The sequence below is a fragment of the Bacteroides sp. 51 genome (assembly GCF_010500965.1).
Classification (GTDB): Bacteria; Bacteroidota; Bacteroidia; order Bacteroidales; family Bacteroidaceae; genus Bacteroides.
Genome location: NZ_QVMI01000011.1, coordinates 108,602 through 120,939 on the forward strand (window position 1 = coordinate 108,602; position 12,338 = coordinate 120,939).

At 39.1% G+C, this 12,338-nt stretch carries 9 protein-coding genes; 5 read left to right on the forward strand and 4 right to left on the reverse strand.

Annotated features, from left to right (window positions below):
- The first annotated feature begins 47 nt into the window (after positions 1-47).
- Positions 48-3,029, forward strand: coding sequence for a PEP/pyruvate-binding domain-containing protein (locus D0T87_RS10590; protein ID WP_163175095.1), 2,982 nt, complete (start codon positions 48-50; stop codon positions 3,027-3,029).
- A gap of 132 nt (positions 3,030-3,161) precedes the next feature.
- Entirely contained in the window at positions 3,162-3,857 is a 696-nt protein-coding gene (locus D0T87_RS10595; RefSeq protein WP_163175096.1) for a hypothetical protein, read from the forward strand.
- 36 nt (positions 3,858-3,893) lie between these two features.
- Here the strand turns inward: D0T87_RS10595 and D0T87_RS10600 are convergent, their stop codons facing one another.
- From D0T87_RS10600 to D0T87_RS10615, 4 genes are all read right to left on the reverse strand, one after another.
- Positions 3,894-4,430 (reverse strand): hypothetical protein, encoded by a 537-nt coding sequence (locus tag D0T87_RS10600; RefSeq protein WP_163175097.1) that lies wholly within the window; start codon positions 4,428-4,430, stop codon positions 3,894-3,896.
- Positions 4,431-4,444: 14 nt separating this feature from the next.
- On the reverse strand, positions 4,445-5,989 hold the full coding sequence (locus D0T87_RS10605; protein ID WP_163175098.1) for a hypothetical protein: 1,545 nt from the start codon (positions 5,987-5,989) through the stop codon (positions 4,445-4,447).
- A gap of 52 nt (positions 5,990-6,041) precedes the next feature.
- The gene (locus tag D0T87_RS10610; RefSeq protein WP_163175099.1) at positions 6,042-6,440 is read right to left on the reverse strand and encodes a DUF3244 domain-containing protein; all 399 of its coding nucleotides are present in this window, start codon (positions 6,438-6,440) and stop codon (positions 6,042-6,044) included.
- Positions 6,441-6,589: 149 nt separating this feature from the next.
- Positions 6,590-8,308 (reverse strand): lipopolysaccharide assembly protein LapB, encoded by a 1,719-nt coding sequence (locus D0T87_RS10615; protein WP_163175100.1) that lies wholly within the window; start codon positions 8,306-8,308, stop codon positions 6,590-6,592.
- Between the two features lie 716 nt (positions 8,309-9,024).
- Between D0T87_RS10615 and D0T87_RS10620 the strand changes: the two genes are divergently transcribed.
- The 3 genes from D0T87_RS10620 to D0T87_RS24600 all read left to right on the forward strand — a co-directional run bounded on the left by D0T87_RS10620 (position 9,025) and on the right by D0T87_RS24600 (position 12,327).
- Complete coding sequence (locus D0T87_RS10620; RefSeq protein ID WP_163175101.1) at positions 9,025-9,423, forward strand: HU family DNA-binding protein; 399 nt, start codon at positions 9,025-9,027, stop codon at positions 9,421-9,423.
- Entirely contained in the window at positions 9,420-11,498 is a 2,079-nt protein-coding gene (locus D0T87_RS10625; RefSeq protein WP_163175102.1) for a BT4734/BF3469 family protein, read from the forward strand. Before D0T87_RS10620 ends, D0T87_RS10625 begins: the two co-directional genes overlap by 4 nt.
- Positions 11,499-11,850: 352 nt before the next feature.
- Positions 11,851-12,327 carry a carboxypeptidase-like regulatory domain-containing protein gene (locus D0T87_RS24600; RefSeq protein WP_239063603.1) on the forward strand — a complete coding sequence of 159 codons (477 nt, stop codon included), beginning with the start codon at positions 11,851-11,853 and terminating at the stop codon, positions 12,325-12,327.
- Positions 12,328-12,338: the final 11 nt, after the last annotated feature.

Sequence of the window (12,338 nt, forward strand, 5' to 3'; positions counted from 1 at the left end):
ATTTGTAGTTCGAATGTATAGAAAATGTATATTAATAATAAATCCGCATGCTTACGAAACTAAAACTCAACCAACTATATTTTAAGGATACACAATTTGCTAACCTTATGCCGCATCGCATTTTCAACATCTTGTTGATAGCCAATCCGTACGATGCTTTTATGTTGGAGGACGACGGGCGCATTGACGAAAAGATATTTAATGAATACACCTCGCTTTCTTTGCGCTATCCACCTCGTTTTTCGCAGGTTTCTACCGAGGAAGAGGCTTTGGCGGCATTGAACGATATGTCTTTCGACCTGGTGATTTGTATGCCGGGTACGGGAGACAATGATAGTTTCGATATCGGTCGTCGTATTAAAGCGCTGTACGAACAGATACCGATTGTGATTCTGACGCCCTTTAGCCACGGCATCACCAAGCGTATTGCGGATGAAGACCTGAGTGCGTTTGATTATATATTCTGTTGGTTGGGCAATACGGATTTGTTGGTTTCGATTATTAAGCTGATTGAGGACAAGATGAATCTGGATCATGATGTGGCTGAGGTGGGTGTTCAGTTGATTCTATTGGTCGAAGATGGTATCCGTTTTTATTCTTCCGCTTTGCCTAATCTGTATAAGTTCGTCTTGCAGCAGAGTCAGGAGTTTTCTACCGAAGCACTGAATGCGCATCAGCGCACGTTGCGTATGCGTGGTCGTTCCAAGATTGTACTGGCACGTACGTATGAGGAAGCAATCAGCATTTACGATAAATATCAGAACAATGTGCTTGGGGTGATTACCGATGTGCGGTTTCCACGTGGGGGAGAAAAAGATGGTATGGCAGGGATTAAGCTTTGCGAACATATCCGGAAGGCCGATCCGTTTGTACCGTTGGTCATCCAGTCGTCTGAGTCTGAGAACGCGGCTTATGCCAGTAAATTCGCTGCAAGTTTTATTGATAAGAATTCCAAAAAGATGGATGTGGACTTGCGCCGGGTGGTGTCGGATTACTTTGGATTTGGCGATTTTGTTTTCATCAATCCGGATACAAAAGTGGAGATAGCCCGCGTGCGCAACCTGAAGGAGTTGCAGAATATTATTTTTGCTATTCCTGCGGAGTCATTCCTCTATCATATCAGCCGCAACCATGTGTCGCGCTGGCTTTATTCGCGTGCTTTATTCCCGATAGCCGAGTTTTTGCGGCCTATCACCTGGCAGAGTCTGCAAGATGTGGATGCTCACCGGAAGATTATCTTCGAAGCCATCGTGAAGTACCGTAAAATGAAGAATCAGGGAGTTGTAGCTATCTTTAAGCGCGACCGTTTCGACCGTTATTCTAATTTTGCCCGTATCGGCGAAGGTTCGTTGGGGGGTAAAGGGCGTGGTTTGGCTTTCATTGATAATATGGTAAAGCACCATCCGGAATACGAGGAGTTTGAGAATGCTACGGTAGCCATTCCTAAAACAGTTGTATTGTGTACGGATATCTTCGATGAGTTTATGGAGACAAATAACCTGTATCAGGTGGCGCTTTCGAATGCCGACGACGATGTGATTATGAAATATTTCCTGAAAGCTAAACTGCCCGATCGCTTTATCGAGGACTTCTTTACATTCTTTGATGTAGTGAAGGCGCCGATTGCCATCCGCTCGTCCAGCTTGTTGGAAGATTCACATTATCAGCCTTTTGCGGGGATTTACAATACATACATGATACCTTATCTGGATGATAAGTATGAGATGCTTCGTATGCTTTCCGATGCCATAAAAGGAGTATATGCTTCGGTTTTCTTTAAGGATAGTAAGGCGTATATGCAGGCTACTTCCAATGTGATTGATCAGGAGAAGATGGCCGTAATTCTTCAGGAAGTAGTTGGTAATCAGTATGGCGACCGTTATTATCCATCTATGTCGGGTGTGGCGCGTTCGTTGAATTACTACCCCATTGGCGATGAGAAAGCGGAAGAGGGCACGGTGAACCTGGCTCTTGGACTTGGAAAGTATATTGTAGATGGCGGAATGACGTTGCGATTCTCTCCTTATCACCCTAACCAGGTGTTGCAAACCAGCGAAATGGAAATAGCACTGAAGGAAACCCAGACCCGCTTCTATGCGCTCGACCTTAAGAATGTGGCGCAGGAATTTTCTATTGACGATGGGTTCAACTTGCTTAAACTTCATGTGAAGGAGGCCGAGGCGGATGGTGCTTTACAGTATATCGCTTCTACGTATGATCCGTATGATATGATTATACGTGACGGGTTTTACCCCGGTGGACGTAAGGTGATTACGTTTGCCAATATCCTCCAGCACGATGTTTTTCCGCTGGCGCGTATTCTGCAACTCGTATTGCAGCATAGCCAGCAGGAAGTCCGCCGTCCGGTAGAGATTGAGTTTGCTGCCAATATGAGCCGTGAGCACGATAAAACAGGAACGTTTTATTTGTTGCAGATTCGTCCTATTGTGGATAGCAAGGATGTGTTGGACGAAGATCTGACGCTTATACCAGATGATGAGGTGATTCTGAAATCCGAGAACTCCCTGGGACACGGTATTATGGACGATGTATATGATATTGTTTATGTGAAAACCGATGGTTACAGTGCGTCCAATAATCAACATATCGCATACGAAATAGAAAAGCTTAATAAACAATTCCTCGATTCAGGTAAAGGTTACGTTCTGGTTGGTCCGGGCCGGTGGGGGAGTAGCGATACCTGGTTGGGTATTCCGGTGAAGTGGCCGCACATTTCCGGAGCGAAAGTCATAGTTGAGGCCGGGCTGACGAATTATCGGGTAGACCCGAGTCAGGGAACGCATTTCTTCCAGAATCTGACTTCTTTTGGTGTGGGGTATTTCACGATCAACGCTTTTATGAATGATGGAATATATAATCAGGAGTTCCTGAATGCGCAGCCGGCTGTGGAAGAAACGAAATACCTGCGCCATGTGCGGTTTGAGAAACCGGTGATGATTAAGATGGATGGTAAGAAGAAGCTAGGGGTGGTGGTGATGCCGGAGGCCTGCAAGAGCGGAGCGGAGTAAAGTTCACGAATATTTAATAGATATTTGTTTAACAGCACAGAGTAAGTATAAAGCTGTAATGAAGTATTTTAGGAATTGAATGATGAAGGAGGTTAAGTACTAGATAATATTTGTGCTAAATTAAAATATAATATGAAGAAACACTTTTTACGTCAGCTAGCGATCATTGTTATTTTATTATTCTGTTTATATCCGATATCTGCTTATTCACAAAAAGTACAAGAACTCGAAATGGGAGGGGAGCTGATGTTGTCAGATTTGGATTATAGTGTCTCCTTGGGACTATCGATGAATTATAATTACTGGATTAATCAATATTGGGGAGTTACTTTGGGTGGTATGGTGAGTCATTCTAAAATTGATATGGTTTTTGATTCACCTAAAGACGATAAGGTCTTTTATTCTGTTGATGCTCCAATATTTAATTTGAACGGAATTGTCGGATTAAAGTTTTCAAGTCCGGTGTTTAAAAAAGTAGGGATAATTACTGATTTGAAATTAATGTTTGACCCCATCCCTTTTAATTATGTCGATATACATAAAAGGACATTTGATACTAATTACCAATATCCCGAAGAAAGTGGTAAAAATGGTTTGATTTTTACCCGTTTTAATCCGTCTTATACTGCTGAACTAGGTTTGTTTTATGAAAATAGGACAATAAAAAGGCGAGGACGAATTTCTTTTGGTGCGGGAATAACAAACCATAATCCTTATAATGCATATTATTATTCAAAGGTCGAAAGTATTAACTTAAAAGATCATCTCAAACTTAAGCCCAATAATGTTGGTTTTGTTTTGTTTCTGAGATTAACTGGGGCTACTTAAAAAATGAGCCAATCTTAGAGATTGGCCCAAATTACGTTAAAATAATATACTTATTTTTAGAAACAATGAATGTCTGGATTGGTTAAACCTTTTAGTTTCTTCTATTGAATAATTACAAAAGTTATATCCTATAGCAGGTTGGAGGCTTATTCTCTTGAAATTGAATAATTTATATCCGATTGAAAGGTCGGTTAATAGTTTACCCTTCTGTTTGCTTTCTGAAGTAACAACAGTATAACCCAGATCACCATTCAACTGAATTTTCTTATTTGTAAAAGGATGATATCTTATATCAAACCATACTGGGAGAATGTTTACCCCTGGTTTCGTATAACTATTGAGTCCTACTCCTGCTCCTAATGATAATTCAGGGATGATATAATAACCAATTACTCCTCTGATTGAACTTATAGCCATTTTATTCTCGCTCCCATAAGATGTATTATAACTATCACCATCATCTGATAGAGATATTCCATAACCGATTTCAATTCCCCCCCAAAGTTTCTTACTATCTTGTGAGGATAAATAAGGAGCGGTGAATAGGAAAATCAGTAATAGTATTTTTTTCATTTCTTTTCAATTTGTTATTTGACAAAACGAACACCTTTCCATTGCTTATTATAGTAACAAGCACCAAACATATCTAAGTCCTTTATTTTGAATTCAGTTGGTATAAAGCCACTAACGGATCCATTGTTGAAATTGATGCCAAAAGAACGATCGAAACGTACAGTCTTACTACTTTTATTCGTGTATTCTTGAACACCAATAATATAACTCTTATCTTTGTTATATGTGACATTTGCATTGCCCCACATGAAATAACTCATTCTTGGATCTTTTGGTTGGATCTTTTTTTGTATAGGTTTATATACGGTTTGTCCAGCAAGACTTTTTAGTTGACTGAATACTTGTTCGGCAGGAGCATCATAGAGTTTGTTCAGTAAATCCAGATTTGGAATTGTATAATTGCCTCCAGGGTAGGATATATTGACTTCTGGCATCCAGAAATATATGTCATCAACCCAGTCTTTTATAATCTCAAATTTATGATATGTTCCTAATACGTAACTATGAGATATATTGTTAATTGTACCTGTGAACTTTCCCCATCCTGTACTTCCAGTTGGTGTTATTGATGAAAATGAACGTGGATTTGTATATTTCATTTCCCCGGATAACATATTGAATCCAATAGCCATTTTTTCTGCATTTTTACTTTTCCAATAAGTGATACCTAAAAATTTCTTTCTTTTTTGCATTTTAACCTTTATGCCAGAAGATGCATAAAACTGATAATTTACATTAAAAACTTCAACTTGTACTCTGTTATTCTTATCGAACTTTACCTCCTTCGTAACATCTTTACCGCGAACCCAATCCCAAAATTTTTGCCACAACGAATTATTCTTCCAACTGAATGTCGTACAATTATATCCATTATGAAAATCTGGATTATAGTTTGCTGGTACTTGAACTGAAGTAGCGGTAGGTTGCACTGCTCCGCCACCAAAAGTATTAGTGAAAGTAACATCATTATTTAATTGAATACTTGCCCCAGCTTCATTGCCGGAGATGATTGATGGGTTGAAGTTTGCTATAGCCCTATCTATTTGGATTACTTTATTTTTATGAGCTGAAAATGTACCATAGTCTGTTATCTTGTATACAATATCATTAACTCCTATTCTTAATGTGGTGTCTAAAACCTCTGCAAGAACATTGTCTAACAATAACTCTTCAGCTTTCATTAGTCTATATTCATGTATTGTCATTTCCTCAATATCATCATCAATGGGTAATGGAGGAGGTGTATATCCACCTCCACCGCCGCCGAAGTCATCTATTTGATGTCTTAATGTAGCAACTGATTCAAAATCACGGCTTATGGCGCGTGTAACTATGGCTTTTGATGTGATACCAACTTTTTCTCCTAATTCGATATCATTGATAACCTTTTCTAAGGCATTAAAAGAAGAGAATGATAAAAAACCTTCTTCAGTAATAGATATATCATTGGTTTTAGGCGATATCGATTCCTGGTTTTCAAGTAATAGATCATTGTCATCATTACATGAAAAGAATACCAATAATAAGAATAGATTAAAAAAATAAAAAAACTTTTTCATAATGAATTAATTTAATGATTAGTAATTTACAGACATTAATTATTTTGTCTTCTTAAAATGAACCATAAGCAAACATTTGGGGAGAATTCATCTCAATATAATAAGTTATATCCTCGTCTTCATTGAGATCAATTGCTATTTCAATTCTATTATCAATGACGATCATATTATTGTTGTATATGGTATTGCCACAATCATCTACTATAAGAATGCTTATATTGTTGTCAGGAGGAGTCGTTGTGAATGATATAATCAAATCGTTTCCATCAATATATCCTTCTATTAATAAAGGTGGTCTGAGAGATCGTTTTGATTTATGGGTTTCAAGTTTTGCTCTAATAGCGAATGATGCTTTCCCTTTTTTCTCAACTTCGTGAATGGTACAGAATGCTTTATCCAGGCATAGATTAGATATAACCAAGATGAATAAGAATAGATACAGCTTTTTCATAATAAATATTTTATTTAGTTTTTCAACTACAAAAGTAGAGCTGTAATTTCTGGTACACAAAAAAAAGATGTAACACTAAGTGATTGTAATTGCCTGATAATCAGCTTTGAGTGTGAGATTTGTGTTACAATGAATGATTTGATTGTTGTTTATGCATTAAAAAGACTATTGTATAAAGTCAAATTATCGGTTTCTTCAACCATTTTTTTCTTAATGCGGAATTTCCGCTGTCTGCTTGGACTTGTTTGCGAATAGCCTGTACAAATACTAATTGCAAACATTGAAAGGTTTAATTTAGCCAAACAACAAAAGAGAATATCTTCTTCAGTCAGAGAAGGGCATGACGACTGTAGGTCTTCTATCAAATCGGCATAGACGAATTTTATTATGTTTTTTAATTCTTCTCTTTCACTTGGGTTGAGTACTTTTGCATCGTTACTCTCTGTTTGTTGTGCTAATTTTGTTATTTTTTTGTATAATGGTTTATCTATAATAAGTTTTGAACGCAATATTTCTACTTTATTCCTGAGTTCAACCAGGGTATTTTCTTTTTGAACCATAGTGTTATCACTTGCAGCCTTGTTGTTGGTGTAAGTCAGTTTTAATATAGTATTCTTTGTTTCTGCGATTTGATTTAACAAGTTTGATATTTCAATCTCTTTTTCAAGGAGTTCATTCTCTTTTTTTAATATTTCCTGCTCTTGAATTTTCTGTCTGACTTTCTTCTTTCGATCTAATGTAATGTATATTATTGTTGTTGCCAATGTCAATAACACTATGAGAATAATTAAGGATATGATTCTGTTTGTATGTTGCCTTTCAAGTTTTGCTATAGCGTTTTTAATATTGTATTTTTGGTTGATCGTGTGGATTTCCGAGGTTTGAGTTGCAACCATGACTGAATCATAACCGTCTATAAATTTGTTGAGATAGTAGTTGGCCTCTTTAAAATCTCCTTGTATTTCTTTTAGCTTATGTAGACTATGCCAGCTATTAATTTGAACTAAAATATTATCACTTCTTTCGGATAATGATAAGTAATGATAGGCTGAATCATATTGTTTTGTTTCTAAAAACAGATCTCCTTTCGTTAAACAGTGTTTTTCGTTCATTTCAGATACGTTCTGAAGGTAGGATAGGGCTTCTTTATATTGCTTGTTTTCATGATAGTAAATTGCAAGGTCGTTATTAATTGAGTTGATAAGTTCGGTTGAATCGCTTGTCTTTTTTGCGTATTCGTAGGAGTTATTGAAATATGTAAAGGCACTATCCAATTGATCGGTAAGTAAATGAGCAACACCCATATTCCGCAATGAAATAAATGTATTATAGTCGTTGTTAGATTTGTTACTGTGGAAATATCCTTTTTGAAAAGCATCCAATGCATCAGTAAACAATTCTTGGGCTATATACAAATTTCCCAGTTCAATAAAGATGCGTGCGAGCAAATTATTATCTTTTATTTCGTTGGCCAATCCAATAGCCTTATGGTAATACATGGCGACTTCGGTAGGTTCGTTCAATTCCTCCCATATTTGCCCTTTGTAAAACAATGCTTTTGCTAAAAGATATTTATCTGTTTGAGGGGATAATTTGTCAATAGCATCGTTGAGAAGTGAATCGTAATTGATTATAGATTGTCCGTTTTTATCTTGCGCTTCAATGTATAATAAATTGTAGTAGGCTCTGTTGTAGTTGTCAAAAATATCAATATGCTTTAAATCTTCAAGTATAATCAGGATACTATCAGTTTTATCATTTATCAAAGAATCAATCTGAATTAACTGATTGGAAAGAATTCTATCATTCTTACACCCACTAATAAATGCAAAGATGGTAAATATTATGAGATGGATTTTGTTCTTCAAATATAGATGTCTAGTAAAGTTATTATGCAAAGGTATAAAAAGTTGTTCAAGGTTATATCATAAGTTTGAGGAAAGTTTATTTAAGAAAGCAGTCGACTTATGCACAAATTGATACTATTGTTTATAGATCCGTTTGAATTGGCTGAGCAAATGGTGTATTTCAAAAACTCTAAAAGAAACTTACGAAAAGGGGGGCAGCATCAGTGATGTGCAGTTCGTTGAATCTGTCTAATAATTGCTCGAAGCTCATAATGTTGAGGATTGATATTTGCTGGTTCATGCAAATGTACTCATTTTAGATGAATAGCAAAAAGGTGATATGTAAACTCGCTGTTCAAGATGATTTTTTTGATTAAAAAGTCCCGAAAGTCCCACAATGGTGTGTTAATGATCTGTAATATAGATAGATACAGCGTGTGGGACTTTCTAAAAAAGTCCCATAAAAGTCCCGAAAGTCCCACAGGTTTTATCTGTTGTTTTGTTTGATTTATAAATTACAATTTTATCCTCTTTATGTCTCTTTATAACTACCTTTTATATTTGATAAATATGATTTGTTTTTGTATATTTGTAATCGCCTTAAGTGCTTCTCCACCCAGGTGTAGATGCCTTCTCCATCCGGGTGGAGAAGTCTCCTCTATCCGGATGGAGAAACCACCTCCACCCGGGTGTGGAAATACTTAATAAAATAGATTAATAATTTAAACAAATAAGATATGCAGTTATATGTAGTAAGACCGAAGGTTGATAAGAGTAAAAAAGAACCGAAAACACTTTATTATGGTGTTCCTGTTACTTCGGGGCAAGTAGATGCCGATGATTTGGCCGCCGAAATCAGCGCGCGCTGTTCACTGACCCCTGCCGATGTATTGGCAACAATCAGTGCGTTGAGCGATGTTATGCAAGATCACTTGCGAATTGGAAATACGGTCTACCTGAAAGGTATCGGCCTGTTTTCCGTGTCGGCCAGTAGTCCGGGGTACGACACCCCAAAGGAAGTTACCCCCGCCACAGTGAAGGCGCAACGCATCTGTTTCAAAGCCGATAACATAATGCGAAGCTTTCTGGAAAAAATGAAATATAAATTCTGTGAACGCGCAAAGAAGAAAAAATGAAAATAACCCAATACCGTAACGATGGTAAGGTGCAGACACAACGTACCATAGATATGGAAGCCGCTTTGGCTGCCATGCGCACAGAGACAAAAGGTAAACCCGTATCCGTTATGCGCGAGAAACTGCGCGACAGTATGCATGGAGTAAAGAACGAATTCGTCGGAAAAGTACCCCTTATGGCATTTAGCGGAGTGTTTCGGCGGACAGTAGGCAGCCGGCAGGAAATGACCACTTATAACGGAGTAGTCGTGCTTCAGGTCAACAACTTGACAGGCATGAAGGAGGCTGTGAAAATACGCGACCGGGCAGCCACTCTGCCCCAAACCCTGTTGGCATTTGTAGGATCGAGTGGAAAGAGTACAAAAATACTGATACCCTTTACGCTGCCCGACGGTACGCTGCCCCAAAGCCCCGAACTCATTGAAATGTTTCACGCCCAAGCCTATCGCGATGCCGTAAAGTGGTATCAACCCCAACTAAAAAGGGAGATCGAACTGAAGAAGCCCGTACTGAACCTCTGTTGTAGGATGACCTACGACCCAACGCTGTTTTATAATCCCAATGCCGTGCCCATCCGCATCGAACAGCCTCTGCGCATGCCTCTCGAACCGACTTTTTCCGAACATCAGCAAGAAATAAGCGACCCGCTATTGCGGCTTATTCCCGGTTATGAACGCTATTGGATCATCGATACACTCTTCGAAACCAGCCTGTGGAATGCCATGGCGGAGTTGGAAAAAGTAGATACGGAGGAAGACCTGCACCCCTTCCTCATTCGCCTGGCCGAGAACTGCTACAACTCTGGCATTCCCGAAGAAGATGCCGTGCGGTTTACCCTCGTGCGGCGCGACCTCATTGATTATGATTTATTTGTACGCGCCTGTTTCCGTAGCGCATACACCATGCGGCAGAAATTCGGTGGCCGACCCTGCATAACCTCGGCCATGACACTGGTAGCTCAGTTGGAAGAGTTTATGCAACGCCGTTATCAATTGCGGCGCAACACCATCAAAGGCATCGTTGAATATCGGGAACTAAAATCATATAAGTTCGACTTTCGTCCGCTAACCAAACAAGCCTTGAACGGTATGACGCTCAACGCCACAGCCGAAGGCATCGGTGCCTGGGATGCCGATATGCGGCGATACGTAGAGTCGGACCGTATTCCGGTGTACGACCCAATCGAAGAATACCTCTTCGCACTCTCAAAATGGGACGGAAAAGACCGTATCCGCGAACTGGCCCGCCGGGTAAAATGCTCCAATAAGCGCTGGCCCGATCTGTTTTACACCTGGTTCTTGTCTATGGTGGCGCATTGGTTGCAGCTCGACCGCGAACATGCCAACAGTACATTGCCCCTACTTGTGGGTGATCAAGGTTGTGGGAAATCAACATTTTGTTTGAATATACTACCGCCAGAATTGCGCGATTATTATACAGATAGTATAGATTTCAGCAATCGCCGCGATGTGCAATTGTCTCTAAATCGTTTTGCACTGATCAATATGGATGAGTTTGATTCTATCGGTTCATCCTATCAAGGCTTTTTGAAACATATACTACAAAAGGCCATTGTGCAAACCCGTCGCCCGCATGGAAGTTCAACAGAGCAATTGCGGCGTTACGCCACATTCATAGCCACCAGCAATAATTTTGATTTACTAACCGATCCTACAGGAAGCCGCCGTTTTATCTGTATCGAGGTGGAAGGGGTAATAGACTATATACAACCCATTGATTACGAACAATTATACGCGCAGGCCTTGCACGCAGTACGTAATAAAGAACAGTATTGGTTCTCGCACGAAGAGGAGGCTTATATAACCAAAAGCAATCTGGGCTTCCACCAAATATTACCCGAAGAAGAAATGATCTTCCTGTATTTCCGTTCCCCACATGTAGGAGAGGAGTACGAAGAGTTAACTTGTACGGAAATATTGGAACGTATCCGCCAGCGGCGCCCCGAATTTGAATGTAGCCGGTCTGTTGCTATGAAGTTGGGGCGGGTGTTGAAGAAGAATTTGCGTAGCCGGAAGGGGAGGTTTGGAACGGTGTATCAGGTGGTAGCGGTTTAGGTAGGAGAATATAAGATTTTACTGCTATAGTAGAAAGTTCAATGCAAATAGTATATCTTAAAAATAGGTAGCATTTATTCTTTAATATCTATATTTGTTCATAATGAACTAACAATTGTATATTATATAGCCTTCATCTAATACTAAATACCTTGGAACCAGAATAATCATGCATCCGTTTTATGTCTATTTGTTCAGAACGCATATAAAATCGTTCTTTTTCCCTGTCCTTTTCTCATACAGATATGTTAGGTATGAATTAAAAACCACCGTATAAGCCCCCAGCCTCATTATTATCTACTTTAGCCCTCGATATAATTAACCCTTCAATTAAATTTAAAACTATGAAACGATGAAACACCGCATTAGCTCATCATTTTGCTTTTGGCTCCTATTTATATTAGGACTGTTTTATTCGCAATTGGATTACGCTCAAACAAGATCCACTGTTTCTGTAAAAGGAAGAATAGTCGATTCGGCCAACATGGAGATTGTTGGAGCAGTAGTTAAAATCAAGGATCGCCCCGTGGGCACTACTACCGATGTGGATGGTAATTTTACGATCAACGCACAGGTAGGCGATGTTCTTGAATTCTCTTATCTGGGCTATCGGCCGCAAACCATCAAAGTAGCCGCTTCGCAAAAGCCACTGACCATTCAACTGGAAGACGACAGTATCTTATTAGATAATGTAGTCGTGATTGGTTACGGTACGAATAGTAAAGAAAAGCTGACGGGTTCCGTCTCCACGGTGTCCACAAGCGACTTTAAGAACCGGCCCATTACCGACGTATCCATGGCGCTGCAAGGTAAGGTAACAGGCTTGTAGGTAACGCAAGA

Coding starts and splice junctions, on each gene's coding strand:
- D0T87_RS10625 (WP_163175102.1), top strand. CDS start 9,420: ATGAAAATAACCCAATACCGTAACGATGGTAAGGTGCAGACACAACGT.
- D0T87_RS10605 (WP_163175098.1), bottom strand. CDS start 5,989: ATGAAAAAGTTTTTTTATTTTTTTAATCTATTCTTATTATTGGTATTC.
- D0T87_RS24600 (WP_239063603.1), top strand. CDS start 11,851: ATGAAACACCGCATTAGCTCATCATTTTGCTTTTGGCTCCTATTTATA.
- D0T87_RS10595 (WP_163175096.1), top strand. CDS start 3,162: ATGAAGAAACACTTTTTACGTCAGCTAGCGATCATTGTTATTTTATTA.
- D0T87_RS10610 (WP_163175099.1), bottom strand. CDS start 6,440: ATGAAAAAGCTGTATCTATTCTTATTCATCTTGGTTATATCTAATCTA.
- D0T87_RS10620 (WP_163175101.1), top strand. CDS start 9,025: ATGCAGTTATATGTAGTAAGACCGAAGGTTGATAAGAGTAAAAAAGAA.
- D0T87_RS10590 (WP_163175095.1), top strand. CDS start 48: ATGCTTACGAAACTAAAACTCAACCAACTATATTTTAAGGATACACAA.
- D0T87_RS10600 (WP_163175097.1), bottom strand. CDS start 4,430: ATGAAAAAAATACTATTACTGATTTTCCTATTCACCGCTCCTTATTTA.